The sequence below is a fragment of the Nocardia sp. CWNU-33 genome, assembly GCF_046764895.1.
GTDB lineage: Bacteria > Actinomycetota > Actinomycetes > Mycobacteriales > Mycobacteriaceae > Nocardia.
In genome coordinates, this window is sequence record NZ_JBKOQN010000002.1 from 166447 (window position 1) to 183653 (window position 17207).

Sequence of the window (17207 nt, forward strand, 5' to 3'; positions counted from 1 at the left end):
TCGCGCGGGGACGTCGAACCGCTGGTGGGACTCGCGGTGCAGTTGCGGGCACGCGGCGCAGAGGTGCGGGTGTGCGCGCCACCGGACGAGGACTTGCGCAGCGGCTGGCCGGTGTCGGCGTGCCGGTGGTGCCGGTCGGCCGGTCGGCGCGCGCTGACGACTGCGGCGCCGCCGTCGTCGTCCCTGCCCCAGCGCGCGGCCGAGCTGATCGCCAGCCAGTTCGAGGCGGTCGCATGCCCATGCGCGCCTCGAAGGACATCGCCGAGGTGACCATCGAGGCGATCCGCGCGCAGGGCCGTCGTGCACTCGTCGCCCGCGGTTGGGCGGACATGGGCCTGATCGACGATCGGGACGATTGTTTTGTCGTCGGCGAGGTCAACCACCAGGCACTGTTCGGCCGGGTGGCCGCCGTCGTGCACCACGGCGGCGCGGGCACCACGACGACGGCCACCCGGGCCGGCGCGCCTCAGGTGGTGGTACCACAGGCGACGGACCAGCTGTACTGGGCCGGCCGGGTGGCCGACCTGGGCATCGGCGCGGCACACGACGGTCCGACTCCGACCACCGAGTCCCTGTCGGCCGCGCTCGCGACGGCTTTGACCTCCGAGACCCGCGCACGAGCGACCGCGGTGGCCGGCGCGATTCGCACCGACGGGGCGACGGTGGGCGCGACTGTGCTGCTCGACGCGGTCAGCCGAGAAAGACCGTCGGTATCCGCATGAACCACGTGGGATCGTCGAGCCGGAAAAGTAAGGGGCACATGTCAACTCGAGGATACGAAGCAGAATTGCAGTCCGAGCGGAGCTACGTGGCCGGGCTCTACACGCGGCTCGACGCCGAGCGCGCGCGAGCGAAGGGCAAGTACAGCGCGGCGTTGCGGGGAAACGGCGGGACACCGATGGAACGGGAAGTCGAGGTGCGCGCGCTGGCCAAGGAGGTGAAGCGGCTGGATGTGGCCGACAACGGGCTGTGTTTCGGTCGGTTGGACACCCTTTCGGGCGAACATTCCTACATCGGCCGGATCGGTCTTTTCGATGAGGAGAACGAGTTCGAACCGGTGCTCCTCGATTGGCGGGCGCCGGCGGCGCGGGCGTTCTATGTCGCGACCGCCGCGACCCCGGAGAACATGCGTCGGCGCCGCCAGTTCCACACACGCGGGCGTCGAGTGGTCGATTTTACCGATGATGTGCTCGGCCGCCCCAGTGGTGGCGAGGGAGGGGACGCGGCCCTGCTCGCGGCGGTCAACGCGCCGCGCGGTGACGGGATGGGCGACATCGTGGCGACGATCCAGGCCGAGCAGGACGAGATCATCCGGCTCGACCACCCCGGGGTGCTGGTGATCGAGGGTGGTCCGGGCACCGGGAAGACAGTGGTGGCGCTGCACCGCGTTGCGTACCTGCTCTACACCCAACGGGAGCGGATGGAACGCCAGGGTGTGCTCGTGGTCGGGCCCAACCCGGCGTTCCTGAACCACATCGCCCGCGTACTGCCGTCGCTGGGCGAGACCAACGTGGTGTTCACGACCACCGGCGACCTCGTGCCCAGGCTGCGCGTCACCGCCGAAGACACCCCGCAAGCCGCGCGACTCAAGGGCTCGCTGCAGATCCTGGATGTGCTGGCGGCGGCGGTCGCCGATCGCCAGCGACTGCCCGAGGATCCGGTGACGATCGAACTGACGGACGTCACGGTGCGGATCGACGCCGAGACCGCGGAGTGGGCCAGGGCCGAGGCGCGCGCGAGCGGGCTGCCGCACAACGAATCCCGCGCGGTGTTCCGCGAGATCGTCACGTGGGCGCTCACCGAACGGGCGATAGCCCGGATCGGCCGGGGCTGGCTGACCCGGGCGGACCGCGACGCATGGGAGCAGTTGCGGGAGGACCTGGTCGAGGAGCTCGCGGACCACGACACGTTCACCGCCGCGCTCGACGAATTCTGGCCGATTCTGCCGCCGGAAACACTGCTGGCACAGCTGTACACGTCTCCCGAGCGGCTGCGCGCGGCAGGCGCCGACCCGGCGCTGTTGCGCGTCGACGGCGACGCCTGGACGGTGTCGGACGTGCCGCTGCTCGACGAACTGGTCGACCTGCTCGGCCGTGACAAGCCCGCCGACCAGAGCGCCGAGCGGGAACGGAAAGCCGAGGTCGAGTACGCAGCCGGCGTGCTGGATATCATGATCAGCCGCGAGGACCTGATGGACGACGAGGACCATCTGCTCGCCCAGGACCTGCTGTACGCCGAGGACCTGGCGGATCGCTTCCTCGAGCGCGACACCCGGGAACTCGCCGAACGCGCTGCCGCGGACCGGGACTGGACCTACCGGCACGTCGTGATCGACGAGGCCCAAGAACTGTCCGAAATGGACTGGCGGGTGCTGATGCGGCGTTGCCCGGGCCGATCCTTCACGGTGGTGGGCGATCTCGCCCAACGCCGGTCGGTGGCCGGAGCGACCTCGTGGGACACGATGCTGGAGCCGTACGTGCCCGGCCGCTGGGCCTACAGGTCGCTGTCGGTGAACTACCGCACCCCAGCGGAGATCATGACCGTCGCCGCCGCGCTGCTCGCCGAGTTCGCGCCCGGGGTCAAGCCACCGGAGTCGGTCCGCGCGTGCGGCGTCCGGCCATGGTCCAGGCGGGTCACCGAGGACGAATTGCCCACTGCCATCGAGGAATTCGTACGGGACGAAGCCGGTCGCGAAGGCACCAGCGTCGTGATCGGGCCACCGGGTGTGCCGGGCGCGGTGGTGGCGTCGGAGACGAAGGGCTTGGAGTTCGACGCCGTCCTGGTCGTGGAACCAGAACGGATCCTCGCCGACGGCCCACGCGGCGCGGCCGAGCTCTATGTCGCCCTCACCCGTGCCACCCAACGCCTCGGCGTGCTGCACCAGGGCCCATTGCCGCAGGCCGTGACCGGACTCGCCGAAACCGGGACACCCATCCCGGCCGGAAATCAACAGTCGGTGTAGCGAGGTGGGCGGGACAGCCCGCCCACCTCACGGTCGGGCCGGTGCCCTCAGTCCGCGCGCAGCGTGCCCAGCAGTTGCGTCGCCGCGGCGGTACGGAGTAAGGCAGGGGTACGGCTGAAATGAGTGCGGCCAGACGGCTGGACGTTCCCGGGTTCCTGGATCGTCACGCCTGTTTCGACGCGAGCTCGATCACGGTGATATCGGAGGGGGCGCCCACACGGACCGGAGGTCCCCACGCGCCCGCGCCACGGGTGACGTAGAGCTGGGTGTCGCCGTAGCGTTCCAGACCGGCGACGGTTGGATTGGCCAGGCCGGCAAGGAAATTGCCCGGCCACATCTGGCCGCCGTGGGTGTGGCCGGACAGCTGCAGATCGACGCCGAACTCGACCGCGTCGTGAATCTGCACCGGCTGATGTGCCAGCAGCACCGCGGTACGCGCGAGATCACGGTTTCCGAGCGCCGCGACGAAATCCGGCCCCTGCCCGATGCGTGCACCCTGAATATCGTTGACGCCTGCGAGGTCGAAATGTGGCAGTTCGGTGCGGCTGTTCGCCAGCAGGTGCAGTCCGAGTTCCTGCACGTGCTCGGTCCATTGTTCGGCGCCGGAGAAGTATTCGTGGTTGCCGGTGACGAAATAGGCGCCATGTCTCGCGTGTAGCCGCGACAGCGGTTCGACCGCTGACCGCAGGTGTTCGACGCTACCGTCGACCAGATCGCCGACCACGGCAATGAGATCCGGCTGTGTGCCGTTGATCGTCTGGACCACCCGCTCGGCGAACCCGCGGCCCAGAATCGGACCGAGATGAATATCGCTGACCACGGCGATCCGGAATCCGTGCGCGGCGCGCGGCAGATTGGCCAGCGGCACCGTCAACTGCTTTACCCGCGGACCGGTCAGCACGCCGTAGCTGCCATAGCCGACGGTGGTCACCGCCGCCAGCGCCGCCGCACCGCTCGCCGCACGAGAAACGAAGAGCCGCCGCGAAACCGACGCGGGATCTTCCTGCTGCTTCCGGCGATCTCGCGTCGCGGCGTCGGATACCCCGGTTGCGGGAACCACTACGTGCTGGGGTGTCGGGACCATCGTCGCGGAGCTGTTCGCGCGGGTGATCCACCGTCGGAAGAGCGGCCGGACCAGCTCGCTCACCAGCAGCCACAGCACGAGATAGACCAACAGCGCCCCCCACATATAGCCGGGCCAGGCGATGATCTGGATGATCAGGAACGGAATCCCGGCGGATTCGGCCACGAACGCACCGACCAACAGCGCCGGCCCCGCGATGATCACTCCGGTACCCGCTCGGCGGGCGATCGACCAGCGCACCGTCGTATCTCGCACGAGCCGCCGCCACAGATACCAGTGCAGCCCGCCGAACATCCCCACAACAACGAGTCCTGCGACAACCAGCATCACGACAACGAACACCACGCCCACACTCTATGTCGAGGCGAAGTTCGACGAGCCGAACCAAGTGGCTTCCCGTGGCGCGGCCACGGCGGTGTCGCAGCCCGCTATCACCACTCGTCCCGGCGGATCACGTTGTTCTGCAACATATTCAGCGTGGCGAGGCAAGTGCGGTCGTGTAGGTGCCCGACGAAGGCAGTCCATTGACGCGGGTACCCGGGACCACGCTGTAGCTCTTTGCGCAGCGAGCGCAGCGACGCGGGTGTACGCGCACCTCGGGCTCACTGGGTTTCGGTTTGTAAGAAGGTCGAACCATCGGCTGATGTTGCCTAGAGGATCGGCGAAATGCGTTGCCGGGATTCGATTCGAGGGTTGTCCCGCACAAGCGTGCTGGGGGAGAAGCTCTCGGTGCGAAGAGAGGGCGGCGGGTTTCAGGTGGTTGCCATCTGAAACCCGCCGCCGGCAAAGGATCGGGGCCACCGCAGCCCTCGGGGCTCGCTCGATCCGAACGCCGAAGTTAGTATAGGTCAGGCTTACCTAACTTGGCAACTGGTGTGGCGCATGACGGGTTGGAGGCGACGGAAACCCCGGATCATCTCGTCGACAACTGGCACGCGGTCGGGCGGTAAACCCTCGTGGGAACGTGCGCCCCGCACGCCCCGGCAGGGTCGCCGCATTTGTGTGGTGTAAAGGTGAACGTATGACGCAGCAAAATGCGACCGCGATCGAATCGCTGGCCGATGTCACGCCCGAGCAAATGACCGAGCTCAGCAAGGGCTCCTTCACCGATCTGATCGGCCTCGAGTTCACCGAGGTGACCCCGGACGTCGTGCGCGGTGAACTGACGGCGGGTCCACAGCTGCTCCAGCTGGCCGGGATCATCAATGGTGGCGTGTACTGCACCATCGTCGAAACGCTAGCGAGCGTCGGCGCCGGTGTCTGGTTCGCCGCGCAGGGTAATGAGGGGACCGTCGTCGGTGTCAACAACAGCACCGACTTCCTGCGCGCGGTCCGTGAGGGCAAAGTCTACGGCGAGTCGACGCCGCTGCACCGCGGTCGACTGCAGCAGCTCTGGCAGGTGGTGCTCACCGACGACGCCGGTCGCACGGTGGCACGTGGGCAGGTCCGCCTGCAGAACCTGCCCGCGCGGGACTGACGGGTCGCTCGTCGGGCATGGTCGGATCGACCGTGCCAGAATGGCCGTCACCCATCGATCCGCCCAGCTGAGGAGCCCGTATGCGTCTTTCGCCGCACGAGCAGGAACGGCTGCTGTTGAGCTACGCAGCCGAGCTGGCCCGGCGTCGGCAGGCCCGCGGGCTCAAACTGAACCATCCCGAGGCGATCGCGTTGATCACCGACCATGTGCTGGAGGGCGCGCGGGACGGGCGATCGGTCGCGGAGCTGATGTCGTCGGGGCGAACGGTCCTCGCGCGTGCCGATGTCATGGAGGGCGTTCCTGAGATGATCCATGATGTGCAGGTCGAGGCCACCTTCCCGGATGGAACCAAGCTCGTCACTGTCCACCACCCGATCGGGTGAGCGCCATGATTCCCGGCGAATACCTCTGTGCCGAAGGCACTATCGAGCTGAACGCAGGCGCGGACCGCATCGAGCTCGACGTCGTCAATGCCGGCGACCGACCGGTCCAGGTCGGCAGCCATGTGCATTTCCCGCAGGCCAATGCCGCATTGCGGTTCGACAGAGCCGCCGCGCACGGGCGTCGGCTCGACATACCAGCCGGGACCGCCGTTCGCTTCGAACCCGGCCTCGGGCAACGCGTCTCGCTGGTGCCGCTCGGCGGCACCCGTGAGGTCTACGGCATCAGTCCGTCCCCGCCCGGCCGTCTCGATGACTAGCGCGACGCTGGGCGGGCTCGACGTGTGCGATGCCGTATTCCGGAAGGTAGGACGCGATGGGTGAACTGAGCCGGGCCCGCTATGCCGAGTTGTTCGGACCCACCGCCGGTGACCGGATTCGCCTCGCCGACACCGATCTGCTGATCGAGATCACCGAGGACCGCAGCGGCGGCCCTGGACGGGCGGGCGACGAGGCGGTGTTCGGCGGCGGCAAGGTGCTGCGCGAATCCATGGGGCAGGCCCGTGCCAGCCGCGCCGAGGGGACGCCGGACACCGTGATCACCGGTGCGGTCATCGTCGACCACTGGGGAATCGTCAAGGCCGACATCGGTATCCGCGACGGTCGGATCTGTGCCATCGGCAAGGCGGGCAACCCTGAAACCATGTCAGGGGTGCATCCTGACCTGGTGGTCGGACCGTCCACCGAGATCATCGCAGGCAACGGCCGGATCGTCACCGCGGGCGCCATCGACTGCCACGTGCACTTCATCTGCCCGCAGCTGATGGACGAGGCACTCGGCGGCGGCATCACGACACTGATCGGCGGCGGCACCGGCCCCGCCGAGGGCAGCAAGGCGACCACAGTGACGCCAGGGTCCTGGCATCTGGCGCGCATGCTGGAGGCCACCGACGGCTGGCCGATGAACATTGTGCTGCTCGGCAAGGGCAACACTGTCAGCGCCGAATCGATGTGGGAGCAATTGCGCGGCGGCGCTTCGGGTTTCAAGCTGCACGAGGATTGGGGCTCCACCCCGGCCGCCATCGATGCCTGCCTCACCGTCGCCGACGCGGCGGGGGTCCAGGTCGCCTTGCATTCGGACACGTTGAACGAGGCGGGCTTCGTCGAAGACACGCTCGCCGCCATCGCGGGCCGTGGCATCCACGCCTATCACACCGAGGGCGCGGGCGGCGGCCACGCGCCCGACATCATCACCGTCGCTTCCCATCTCAACGTGCTGCCCAGCTCCACCAATCCGACACGACCACACACCGTCAATACTCTCGACGAGCATTTGGACATGCTGATGGTGTGCCATCACCTCAGTGCCTCCATTCCGGAGGATCTCGCCTTCGCAGAGAGCCGCATTCGTCCATCCACCATCGCCGCCGAGGATCTCCTGCACGACCTCGGCGCGATATCCATGATCGGCAGTGATTCGCAAGCCATGGGCCGCATCGGCGAGGTCGTCATGCGCACCTGGCAGACCGCGCATGTGATGAAACGTCGCCGTGGCGCGCTGCCCGGCGACGGCACTGCCGACAATGTCCGTGTCCAGCGCTACATCGCGAAGTACACCATCTGCCCCGCGATCGCCCACGGCCTCGAGGACGAGATCGGCTCGGTGGAAGTCGGCAAACTCGCCGACCTGGTTCTCTGGGACCCCGCCTTCTTCGGTGTCCGCCCGCACGCGGTGCTCAAAGGCGGCATGATCGCCTGGGCGGCCATGGGCGACGCCAACGCCTCCATCCCGACGCCGCAACCGGTGCTGCCGCGTCCCATGTTCGGTGCCGCGTCCGCCGTCGCCGCGTCCACTTCCGTGCACTTCGTCTCCGAACACGCGATCGAGGACGGGCTCGCCGATCGTCTCGATGTGCGACGAAAGTTGCTGCCCGTCAAGAACGTTCGCAAGCGGACCAAGGCCGATATGCCGCACAACGATGCCATGCCGCGGATCGAAGTGGACCCCGATACTTTCACCGTCCGCATCGATGGCGAGGTCTGGACCGAGCAGCCCGCCACCGAACTGCCGATGGCGCAGCGCTACTTCCTGTTCTGAGCCGATCCCGGTAGCCGGTCGGTTGCATACCACTCACGCGCATAGGTAAGGTCGGGCGAATCAGAGTGGGGGCGGGGGCGTTCCGAGTTCGTTCCCATCCAGCAGCGCGGTCGGGCGCATAGCGAAGGGGACGACATCGGTGAGCAACGATCTCAGTGGCGCGGCCGATGAGCTGGCCCGGTGGGCGGAGAATCTGGAGCGCAAAGCGCAGCAGTACCAGGACCTGCAGGGCAGGATGGCCGCTGTCAGCGTGACGGATACCTCTGCGGACAAGCGCGTCAGTGTCACCGTCGATGCCAACGGTGTCACCACCGGCATCTACCTCGCCCCCAGTTCGCGCGGCATGGACCCCGCCGTCCTCTCCACCGAACTCATGGCCTGCACCCGTCGCGCCCAGGCGAAACTGCGCACCCAGGTTACCGACTTGATCCACAACGCCGTCGGTGCAGATGGCGCAGGGCAAGCGATCATCAGTCAGTATGCCGAGAAGTTCCCGGACCCCGACCCGACCGACGCGCCGCCCTCGTACACCCCGCCGCCCGCCCCGTCGCCGACCTTCGATGCCGCCCCACCAGCACCGTCCGGGTCGGTGTCGGGCCGCCCACCTGCTGGTACGCGCAAGCCCAACCGCGACGACATCGTCGTCCCCGACGAGCCCAGCGAAGAGGACCTGTACTACCAGCGCAAGTCCTGGTTGGAGTGAGCCGGTCCGGCTGAACTCGCGGATCCACACATTCCGAGGATCCGGCTGGCGGGGGGCGAGAACTGTCGTCCGTTGTCGGCTCGTGGACACTGGCCGGTTGTGATCCGTGCCGACCCGACTTCGCGGCTGCGGTGACGGCCCGACGGGAACCGGGCCAACGCCTGCGGCCGAGGTCACCGTGCCGAGCGGATCGCCTGAACAATGATGTCGGCGATGCCGCGCATACCTTGCAGCGTCGGGTGGTAGGGGACAAGGGTTTCGGTGGCGAGCACGGGGTCGAACCAGCGGACTCCGGTGGGGGCGCACATATCGTGGCCGACGGCTTGGGATTTGGTGTCGATATAGGTCGCCGATCGGGCGGTTGCCTCGCGGGAAACGACGGTGTTGAGGCGGTCGAATTCGGCCTGGACGTAGCGGGCGTCGGCGGGGCGCAGGCCGGGGAGTTCGGGGCAGCCGCCGTCGCGGACATAAAGGGGCCAGCCGTCCACGAAGATGGCTGCCTTCGGGGCGAGGTTCGAAATTTGCTGCAGGGCAGCGGAATACGGTGCCGCGATGGCGTCGATATCGGCGTCCCATGCGGGGTCGACGCAGGCTCCGCCGACGATCCCGGCCAGGTGGCAGGTGACGACGTGCTTGGTCATCTGGGCGTCGTTGGCGCCGATGTGGAGGGTCACCAGTCTGGTGTCGGGGCCGAGGGCCTCGAATTGCGGTGTGATGCCGGGGCCTTGGGATTTGGTGAGATCGGTGATCTTGGCCGAGCTGCACGTCCGGTCGTCCAGCCGGAGGCCGAGGTCTTTGGCGACCAGCTTCGGGGTGTTGGTGGTCGAGCGGGCGCATTGTGGTGGAGCGCCGGTATCGAAGTTCTGTACTCCGGTCGTTGCCGCGCCGGAATCGCCCAGCGCCACGTACTCCGCACCGCCGTCGACGGGCGCTGCGGCGGCGGGCGTGAGGAATGTCGAGGCAAGCGCGAACAGGCCGGCGGTGATTGCGGCAGCGCGCCAACGGATCCGGCGGGTTGTCATGGCTGTACTCCCGATCGGTCGGATTCCGGCAACGCCATGGCGGGCCAGTTTGAAAGTGAGACGCGGCAGTCTCGATTGTGACGCAGGTTACTCGCTGCGCAGCGGCTCTCGCAAGACCATGCGCCGCGAAATCGGCAGGCCGGGTTCACGAGCCGCGACAATCCTGTTGCGGTGGCAGACTGCGACTATGACGACATTCGACTGGGCCGATGTTGACACCTATCTCGTGGACAGGCTGGTGGGAGACCGGGATACGGCGGCGGCGTTGGCGACGAACGCGGCGGAAGGGCTGCCCGCCATCGATGTGTCCGCCGCGCAAGGGAAATTTCTGCACCTGGTCGCGCGGTCGATCGGTGCGCGGCGGGTGCTCGAGATCGGCACACTCGGCGGGTACAGCACGATTTGGCTGGCTCGTGCGGTAGGGGAGAAGGGATTGGTGGTCACCCTCGAATTCGAACCCCGCCATGCCGAGGTGGCGCGCGGGAACGTGAACCGCGCCGGGGTGGGCGATCAGGTCGACATCCGGGTCGGTGCCGCACTCGACAGCTTGCCGGTGCTGGCTGCCGAGGATCCTGAGCCATTCGACCTGGTATTCATTGACGCCGACAAGGTGAACAACTCGAACTACGTCCAGTGGGCGCTGCGGTTGACCCGCCCCGATTCGGTGATCATCGTCGATAACGTGGTCCGCAACGGTGCGGTGGCCGACGGGGCCTCCACCGAACCGGCGGTCCAAGCCAGTCGTGATCTGATCGATCTCCTGTCGAACAACCCGCAGCTGGACGCAACCGTCCTGCAGACCGTGGGTTCCAAAGGCTGGGACGGCTTCGTCTACGCCGTCGTCAACGCCCAAATACCCGCCTAACCCTGTCGCGGCGTCGCGAGCGGGACCTGGTGGAGGGCTTCTCGGAAGATGCCGCAGTCAGGTCCCGTTCGCGCGCGAGGCGGGTTGTGGTCAGGGGATCAGGACTACTTTGCCGACGGTGGCGCGGGTTTGCAGTGCGCGGTGGGCCTTCGCGGCGTCGGCGAGCGCGAAGCGCTGGACGGCCGGGCGCAGGCGGCCCGCGGCGGCCTCGGCGAGGGCGCGGTCTTCGAGGATGCGGATGGTGCCGCCGACTCTCTGCAGCATCGGTGGTCCGATGACCATTTGCGAACTGATGCCACGCTCGGCCAGCTCCTCCTCGCTGAACGCGAACGGCTGGTCACCGGGCTTTCTGCTGGACCAGCCGTAGACGAGATGCTGTCCACCCTTGCCGAGTAGATCTACTGCGGCACGGGTGATTTCGCCGCCAACCGAGTCGAAAAGGATGGTGGCACTGCGGTCGCCGAGCAATGCGCGGACCTGCGCGATCCAATCGGACTGCGTGTAGTCGACGGCGATGTCCGCGCCATTGCGTTGCACCAAATCGACTTTCGCCGGCCCGCCGGCCAGTCCGACCACTGTGGCCCCGGCGTTCCGGGCGTACTGGACCAGCAGTGTCCCGATGCCGCCCGCGGCGGCTGTCACCACTGCAACGCTGTCCGGGCCTAGCTCGGCGAACTGCAGGATGCCCATGGTGGTGCGGCCGGTGCCGATGACGGCGACCGCCGCCGGCGGATCGATATTCTCGGGAATCTCTTGCAGCCGAGCGGCTTCCGTCACGGCGAACTCGGCGTAGCCGCCGGGCGCATTACCGAGATGCGCGACGACCTGTTTGCCGAGCCATGCGGTGTCGACGTCGGGACCGATCTGGTCGACGGTCCCGGCGACCTCGCGCCCAGGGACAGTGGGCAATTCAGGGAGGGGGACCGGGCCTTGCGCACCGCTCCGGATGGCGGTGTCGATCATGTGGACACCGGCTGCCGCCACCGCAATGCGCACTTGGCCCGGTCCGGGTTCTGGATCCGGGACCTTCTCGTAGCGGAGGTTCTCGGCGGGGCCGAAGGTGTGAAGTTGGATGGCGTGCACGGGGACTCCTGTTCGCGGGGTGGTCGCGACCCACTCTTCAACATCAACCGTGGTTCAGGTCAATTGCACATGCGCCGTGCGACGACGAGCCGCTGGCGGTGTACGGCGGGCAAGCTTGGTCAAAATTGATCACCATACGTAGATATGCGCATTAACGCACTTGTTTATCGGCAACCCGCCCACCGCCCGGCCGAGCCGGGCGCGGCAAGGATGGGGAGGGGGTCCGTGTTCGCCGGCTCGGGTAGTGAAGTGCGCGCAGGCGGGACGAAGATGCTGGCTCTCGAGTGGGTGCACACGTGTGCGCAGCTGGGGGTGACTACTACCGGGGCCTCGATGGTGCATGCAAAAGGGGGTGCCGGCGAGGGTCTACCAGGTGGCGTCCGACATGCAGCGTCACCTCTTGGCGCGCGCCTCGAAGCCGTCGCAGAGTGCGGACAGTCCGAGGTAGAGCAGGTCCTCGGAGGTCAGGTCGCTCACGCCGATGCCGTCCAGTTCGGCGAGTGCGGGCGGAACCGGCTGCTGTGACTTTCCTTGCAGCAAGGCGCGCAGTCCGTTGTCTCCATCGGGGTTGATTCCGTCGCGGGCGAACAGGGCGCCGCTGATCTGCGGCAAGGTTGCGCCGGAGATGTAGTTCCACACCGTGAAGGCCATGGTGGTTGCCTCGCGGGCCGAGACGTTCAGTTCGCGCAGCCCCTCGACGAGCCACGCCAGGCATGCCAGGCTCTGTGGGCCGAAGCTGTAGCGGGGCATCGCGAAGGTGAGTAGCACCCACGGATGCTGTTGGTAGAGCGCCCAATCGATCTCGGCGGCGATGCGGACCCGGTCGCGCCAGGTCCAGTTCCTGCCCTCTGGTGACGGGTACGGATTGCGGCGTGCGACCTCGTCGGTCATTGCGGCGAGCAGCTCGTCCTTGTTCGCGACGTGCCGGTAGAGCGACATGGCGCCGACGCCCATGCGCTCGGCGATGTGGCGCATCGACAGCGCATCCAAACCGCCGGTGTCGGCCAAGGTGATGGCGGTGTCGACGATGGCGGATTTGGTGAGCTTCGGCTCAGTCATCCTATGACTCGCTTCCAGTTCCCGGCTCGGTTGCGTACACTGTACCCGAGCTTGTGCGTACGGCGTACGCGACATGGGAATCGAATCGACTGAGGTGTTGGAATGACAGAGGTGCAGGCAGTGCGGCTGACAACGGCGCCGCTACCGGCCGGCTCGCGCCGAGCCTGGCTGGGTCTTGTGGTGCTTTTGCTGCCGGTGCTGCTGGTGTCGATGGACATCTCGGTGCTGTTCCTCGCCATGCCGACCCTCACCCTCGACCTCGACCCGTCGGCCACTCAGCAACTGTGGATCCTCGACATCTACGGCTTCCTGATCGCGGGCCTGCTGATCACCATGGGCAATCTCGGCGACCGGATCGGGCGGCGCAATATCCTGCTCGTCGGCGCCTCGGTCTTCGGCGTGGCATCGATCATCGCCGCCTTCGCGCCGAGCGCGGGTGTGCTGATCGCCGCGCGCGCACTGATGGGTGTGGGTGGCGCGACGCTGCTGCCCTCGAGCCTCGCCCTGATTTCCAGCCTCTTCCCGAATGCTCGTGAGCGCGCCGCCGCGATCGGCGTGTGGACCGCCTTCTTCGCTGGCGGCTCGGCCGTCGGGCCAATCCTCGGCGGGCTGCTGCTGCACCATTTCTGGTGGGGCTCGGTCTTTCTCATCAACATCCCGGTGCTGCTGATCCTGCTCGCCTTCGGCCCGTTCCTGCTGCCGGAGCACCGCGCCGGTGTGCTCGGCCCGCTGGACATCCCGAGCGTCGTGCTGTCGATCGGCGGCATTCTGCCGATGGTGTACGCAGTCAAGCACCTTGCGGCCGAAGGTCTGGATGTAAAGGCACTCGCCATCGGGTTGGTCGGCGTGGCATTGCTGACCATCTTCGTGCGGCGGCAGCGGCAGCTGGCCGAACCGCTGCTCGATCTGCGTTTGTTCCGTCGTGCCCAGTTCTCTGTCGCGATCGGCTCCAGCCTGACCGGCATGATGTCGCTGGCCGCGATGAGCTACCTCACCAGTGTCTATCTGCAGTCGGTCACCGGGCGAGACCCCCTGGCGGCAGCCATGTTCGGCATCCCCATGGCGGTGGCGGTGTTCGTGTTCTCGATGGGCGGCGCCCGTGTGGCCCGGCGCTTCGGTGTCCGGAGTTCCTTCGTATTCGCCCTGCTGGCCTCGGCGGTCGGCAATCTGCTGCTGCTCGGTGTCGGCGTCGACGGCGGCCTCGCGTGGTATCTCATCGGATCCACGATTGCCGGCATCGGCTACGGCCTTGCCTTCACCATGGTGTCCGAGGTCGCGGTCTCCTCGGTGCCGCCGGAGCGGGCCGGCTCGGCTGTCGGCATCTCCGAGACCAGCTTCGAGCTGGGCAATGCCCTCGGCCTCGCGCTGCTGGGTTCGGTTGCGGCCCTGGTCTTCCGGTCGGGTGGGGACTACTCCGCCACGCTGGGCGAGACCATTCAGCGGTCCGACGGCAACACCGCCCTCATCGACTCCGCTCGCGAGTCGTTCGTCGCCGGCATGCATGTGGCGACGTCGGTCGGTGCTGTGCTGTTGGTTGTCATGGCAATCGTGGCCTATTTCGCTCCGCGGCAGCATCGCTGATCACGCCGACGGATGGCCGGCTCCACCGACTGCCCGCGCGCGGGAGTGAGCCGATAGGGCCTGTCACAGCGGATCGGGAACGGCGGTTGATCATGTCGGCCGTCGATACCGGATGTGCAGTGGCCCCTCGGCCAATACAGTCGAGTATGTGAACGAGACACCGGCCACCGGCAATGGACGGCCGCTCGCCGAGCGGATCGCGAGCCGACTGCTCTACCCGACCTCACGGCCGCGCGAGACGACGTTGCGTGCGGAGGTCTCCGGCCGGATCGTCCTGGTGACCGGTGCGTCACACGGCATCGGAAAGGCCAGCGCCCACAAGCTGGGAGCGGCCGGTGCGATCGTGCTGCTGGTGGCGCGTTCGCGCCCGGACCTCGAACAGGTAGCCGCCGAGATCGCCGCAGCGGGTGGCACCGTCCACGTGTACCCTACCGATCTGACCGATATGGACGCTGTCGAGCGACTCGGCCACGAAATGCTCGACGCGCACGGGCACATCGACGTGCTGGTGAACAATGCGGGCAAGTCGATTCGCCGCTCGATCGACGAATCCTATGATCGCTTCCACGATTTCACCCGCACCATCGACGTGAACTACCTCGGCCCGGTGAAGCTGCTGCTGACGCTGCTGCCGAGTATGCGTGAACGCAGGCAGGGTCACATCGTCAACATCTCCACCTGGGGTGTGCGGATGCCGCCCGCACCGAGGTGGGCGGCGTATGGCGCCTCGAAATCCGCCTTCGACGTCTGGCTGCGCAGCGTCGCCGCCGAAATCGCCGCCGACAAGGTCACCACCACCTCGATCTACATGCCCCTCGTCCACACCAGGATGAGCGCACCCACCGACTTCAGCCGTGTCCCCGGCCTCACCGTCGACGAAGCCTCCGACCTCGTCTGTCACGCGATCACCACCAAGCCCCGCGAGATCGCTCCATGGTGGTCGTCCGGTGTGCAAGCCTGGTCGGACCTGACCCGTGGCCGCGCCCAGCGTTTCATGGAACGCACCTTTCGCCGCTGACCGTCGTCGGTTGGGAAAGGCGCCGGCAGCCGCCTGCGACACGCCGGGGCATAGGATCGACGGATGCCAGGATCCGCCGAGCGAGCTACCAGCCTGGCGCTGCTCTTCACCCTCGCCGACTCACGGCTGCCGATCGGCGGGCATGTGCACTCCGGCGGCGTCGAGGAGGCGGTTGCTTCCGGGCTCGTGCGTGATATCGCGACGGTGGAGCTTTATCTACGTCGTCGGATACGCACCTCCGGGCTGGTTGCCGCGTCGTTGGCGGCGGCGGTGTGCTCGGGCGCGCTCGAGCCGGTGCGTGCGGAGGCCGAGGCCGACGCGAGGACGCCCGCGCCCGGTGCCCGCACGGCGTCGCGCGCACAGGGCCGCGGTCTCCTGCGTCTGGCCAAACAGATTTGGCCGCAACATGATTGGGTCGCGCTCGGGTCGCGTCCGCATCTGTCTACGGTGTTCGGCATGGTCGGGGCGGCCTGCGCGGTCACGCCGCAGGAGACTGCGGGAGTTGTCCTGTACACGACGTTGACCGGCGCGGCGACCGCCGCTCAGCGACTGCTCGCCTTGGATCCGGCTGCCCGAAACAATCGGTTTGACCGGGTCGCGCCTGCCGTTGGCGGCCGGCGGGACGCTGTTCACCCGAGTCGGGCCACTGCTCGCCGGCTGATCCGCCGGCCGACGAATCCCGTGCAGCGGACCGCGACCTCTTAATTGCTGAAAGACTGCTGCTGCGTGGAGTGGCTCGACGTGCTGGTCTCGGCCGGGTACCTTCTCGGGCGGTGTTCTCCTCGGGCCGAGCGAGAGTCGCCGATGGCTGTTCGCGAAGAATGTGCGGTCGATGCGGTTAGCCGAGCGCAAGATGGGACATAAGAGAAGGGTGGGAACTCGACAGCGTCGTCGAGTTCCCACCCTTACCGGTTTCGAGCTCGATCAGTCGCCGACGACCCGTGAGGGTGCGTTGAAGGCGTTGATCGCACCGACCGCGGCACCGGCTGCCGCACCAACAACTGCCGCGGGGATCGTGATCACCGCGGCACCGAAACTGGCGCCCAGCATCGGCCCTGCCAGGATGCCGATAGGCAGCAACGGCACGCCGGCCACCAAGCCGACTACGCCGCCGACAGCGGCCGAGGTCAGCGCAATTGGGACCGACGAGGCTGCCCCCGCTACCGCACCCATCGCGGCGGTACCGATGGTCTGTCCGGCGATCCGGTCGGACCTGCTGCGTTCCATCCCGATCGAATCGAGGAACGTTGCGAGATCGGCCTCGGCCAGCGCGGAACTGTCGTTGATCTGGATCGCCTGTTCCTGGTTGATCCATTCCGGCGCCGCTATCGTGACGTCACCGAAGCGGAACTGGCCGGGAGGTGGCGCGATCGGCGGGACGGGGGCCACCGGGATGGGCGGGTGCAGCACCCCGACCGGCGCGAGATAGCGCTTTTCCGGCGCGGTTCGCGACCACTGCAGTGAACTGTGCGTGTCGTCAGGGATGTTCAGCCCCTCATACGGCATCGCGTTGGGCGAGTCGGCCGCAGGCCACTGCGCCTTCTGCTCGGGGTGCGTGACCGCATTCGACTGAGCGGGTTCGGCATTGGCAGTGCCGGTTCCCAGCGCCAGGGCTAGCGGTACCGCGCCCGCCGCGACCATCGAACCCACTTTTTGTCGCTGCGGGTTGGTAGCTCTGTGCTTGCCCGTGGCCATACATCACCTTTCATTTCCGGAGAGTTGTCGTGTTCGACGCCACACATTCGGACCCAACCGGGCAAGAGGATTGGTCGATTCTCAGGAAAGGCAAAGGTTTGATATTGCCAGATATTAGCTGTAGCACTGTGCTGTGAGGTTCGAGGCGGTTGCCTCCTGGAAATGCGCGCCCGGATTCGC

The 17207-nt window shown here is 67.3% G+C and carries 16 protein-coding genes; 11 read left to right on the forward strand and 5 right to left on the reverse strand.

The window, feature by feature from the left end:
- The first annotated feature begins 233 nt into the window (after window positions 1–233).
- Complete coding sequence (locus ACLMAL_RS03030; RefSeq protein WP_411997666.1) at window positions 234–722, forward strand: glycosyltransferase; 489 nt, start codon at window positions 234–236, stop codon at window positions 720–722.
- Window positions 723–760: 38 nt separating this feature from the next.
- Window positions 761–2962 (forward strand): RNA polymerase recycling motor ATPase HelR, encoded by a 2202-nt coding sequence (gene helR, locus ACLMAL_RS03035; protein WP_411997667.1) that lies wholly within the window; start codon window positions 761–763, stop codon window positions 2960–2962.
- 163 nt (window positions 2963–3125) lie between these two features.
- Here helR and ACLMAL_RS03040 read toward each other — a convergent pair whose 3' ends face one another.
- The gene (locus ACLMAL_RS03040) at window positions 3126–4391 is read right to left on the reverse strand and encodes a metallophosphoesterase (RefSeq protein WP_411997668.1); all 1266 of its coding nucleotides are present in this window, start codon (window positions 4389–4391) and stop codon (window positions 3126–3128) included.
- Between the two features lie 733 nt (window positions 4392–5124).
- Between ACLMAL_RS03040 and ACLMAL_RS03045 the strand changes: the two genes are divergently transcribed.
- The 5 genes from ACLMAL_RS03045 to ACLMAL_RS03065 all read left to right on the forward strand — a co-directional run bounded on the left by ACLMAL_RS03045 (window position 5125) and on the right by ACLMAL_RS03065 (window position 8704).
- Complete coding sequence (locus tag ACLMAL_RS03045; protein ID WP_411997886.1) at window positions 5125–5523, forward strand: PaaI family thioesterase; 399 nt, start codon at window positions 5125–5127, stop codon at window positions 5521–5523.
- Between the two features lie 80 nt (window positions 5524–5603).
- On the forward strand, window positions 5604–5906 hold the full coding sequence (locus ACLMAL_RS03050; protein ID WP_328400170.1) for an urease subunit gamma: 303 nt from the start codon (window positions 5604–5606) through the stop codon (window positions 5904–5906).
- Window positions 5907–5911: 5 nt separating this feature from the next.
- The gene (locus ACLMAL_RS03055; RefSeq protein ID WP_406229699.1) at window positions 5912–6223 is read left to right on the forward strand and encodes an urease subunit beta; all 312 of its coding nucleotides are present in this window, start codon (window positions 5912–5914) and stop codon (window positions 6221–6223) included.
- A 56-nt stretch (window positions 6224–6279) separates the two neighbouring features.
- Window positions 6280–8001, forward strand: a complete 1722-nt coding sequence (locus ACLMAL_RS03060; RefSeq protein ID WP_411997669.1) for an urease subunit alpha — start codon at window positions 6280–6282, stop codon at window positions 7999–8001.
- 139 nt (window positions 8002–8140) lie between these two features.
- Entirely contained in the window at window positions 8141–8704 is a 564-nt protein-coding gene (locus ACLMAL_RS03065) for a YbaB/EbfC family nucleoid-associated protein (RefSeq protein ID WP_411997670.1), read from the forward strand.
- Window positions 8705–8877: 173 nt separating this feature from the next.
- Here ACLMAL_RS03065 and ACLMAL_RS03070 read toward each other — a convergent pair whose 3' ends face one another.
- A complete protein-coding gene (locus ACLMAL_RS03070) occupies window positions 8878–9726 on the reverse strand; it encodes an SGNH/GDSL hydrolase family protein (protein WP_411997671.1) in 849 nt (282 codons plus the stop codon).
- 187 nt (window positions 9727–9913) lie between these two features.
- Between ACLMAL_RS03070 and ACLMAL_RS03075 the strand changes: the two genes are divergently transcribed.
- Window positions 9914–10591, forward strand: coding sequence for an O-methyltransferase (locus tag ACLMAL_RS03075; RefSeq protein WP_411997672.1), 678 nt, complete (start codon window positions 9914–9916; stop codon window positions 10589–10591).
- A 90-nt stretch (window positions 10592–10681) separates the two neighbouring features.
- On the opposite strand, the gene ACLMAL_RS03080 is transcribed toward ACLMAL_RS03075, so the two are convergent.
- Window positions 10682–11674, reverse strand: coding sequence for a zinc-binding dehydrogenase (locus ACLMAL_RS03080; RefSeq protein WP_411997673.1), 993 nt, complete (start codon window positions 11672–11674; stop codon window positions 10682–10684).
- A gap of 393 nt (window positions 11675–12067) precedes the next feature.
- Window positions 12068–12733: a TetR/AcrR family transcriptional regulator gene (locus ACLMAL_RS03085; protein WP_328400182.1), complete on the reverse strand. Its 666-nt coding sequence runs from the start codon at window positions 12731–12733 to the stop codon at window positions 12068–12070.
- A gap of 102 nt (window positions 12734–12835) precedes the next feature.
- On the opposite strand from ACLMAL_RS03085, the gene ACLMAL_RS03090 reads away from it, so the two are divergent.
- The 3 genes from ACLMAL_RS03090 (at window position 12836) to ACLMAL_RS03100 (ending at window position 16037) form a co-directional block, all read left to right on the forward strand.
- On the forward strand, window positions 12836–14314 hold the full coding sequence (locus ACLMAL_RS03090) for an MFS transporter (protein WP_411997674.1): 1479 nt from the start codon (window positions 12836–12838) through the stop codon (window positions 14312–14314).
- 148 nt (window positions 14315–14462) lie between these two features.
- Window positions 14463–15332, forward strand: a complete 870-nt coding sequence (locus ACLMAL_RS03095; protein WP_411997675.1) for an SDR family NAD(P)-dependent oxidoreductase — start codon at window positions 14463–14465, stop codon at window positions 15330–15332.
- Window positions 15333–15395: 63 nt separating this feature from the next.
- On the forward strand, window positions 15396–16037 hold the full coding sequence (locus tag ACLMAL_RS03100) for an urease accessory protein UreF (protein WP_411997676.1): 642 nt from the start codon (window positions 15396–15398) through the stop codon (window positions 16035–16037).
- A gap of 219 nt (window positions 16038–16256) precedes the next feature.
- On the opposite strand, the gene ACLMAL_RS03105 is transcribed toward ACLMAL_RS03100, so the two are convergent.
- Window positions 16257–17027 carry a hypothetical protein gene (locus tag ACLMAL_RS03105; protein ID WP_411997677.1) on the reverse strand — a complete coding sequence of 257 codons (771 nt, stop codon included), beginning with the start codon at window positions 17025–17027 and terminating at the stop codon, window positions 16257–16259.
- Window positions 17028–17207: the final 180 nt, after the last annotated feature.

What these genes read in the sequence shown, in the direction of transcription:
- ACLMAL_RS03055 (WP_406229699.1), top strand. Translation starts at nt 5,912, where the DNA reads ATGATTCCCGGCGAATACCTCTGTGCCGAAGGCACTATCGAGCTGAAC.
- ACLMAL_RS03070 (WP_411997671.1), bottom strand. Translation starts at nt 9,726, where the DNA reads ATGACAACCCGCCGGATCCGTTGGCGCGCTGCCGCAATCACCGCCGGC.
- ACLMAL_RS03100 (WP_411997676.1), top strand. Translation starts at nt 15,396, where the DNA reads ATGCCAGGATCCGCCGAGCGAGCTACCAGCCTGGCGCTGCTCTTCACC.
- ACLMAL_RS03060 (WP_411997669.1), top strand. Translation starts at nt 6,280, where the DNA reads ATGGGTGAACTGAGCCGGGCCCGCTATGCCGAGTTGTTCGGACCCACC.
- ACLMAL_RS03050 (WP_328400170.1), top strand. Translation starts at nt 5,604, where the DNA reads ATGCGTCTTTCGCCGCACGAGCAGGAACGGCTGCTGTTGAGCTACGCA.
- ACLMAL_RS03085 (WP_328400182.1), bottom strand. Translation starts at nt 12,733, where the DNA reads ATGACTGAGCCGAAGCTCACCAAATCCGCCATCGTCGACACCGCCATC.
- ACLMAL_RS03105 (WP_411997677.1), bottom strand. Translation starts at nt 17,027, where the DNA reads ATGGCCACGGGCAAGCACAGAGCTACCAACCCGCAGCGACAAAAAGTG.
- ACLMAL_RS03090 (WP_411997674.1), top strand. Translation starts at nt 12,836, where the DNA reads ATGACAGAGGTGCAGGCAGTGCGGCTGACAACGGCGCCGCTACCGGCC.
- ACLMAL_RS03075 (WP_411997672.1), top strand. Translation starts at nt 9,914, where the DNA reads ATGACGACATTCGACTGGGCCGATGTTGACACCTATCTCGTGGACAGG.
- helR (WP_411997667.1), top strand. Translation starts at nt 761, where the DNA reads ATGTCAACTCGAGGATACGAAGCAGAATTGCAGTCCGAGCGGAGCTAC.
- ACLMAL_RS03045 (WP_411997886.1), top strand. Translation starts at nt 5,125, where the DNA reads ATGACCGAGCTCAGCAAGGGCTCCTTCACCGATCTGATCGGCCTCGAG.
- ACLMAL_RS03030 (WP_411997666.1), top strand. Translation starts at nt 234, where the DNA reads ATGCCCATGCGCGCCTCGAAGGACATCGCCGAGGTGACCATCGAGGCG.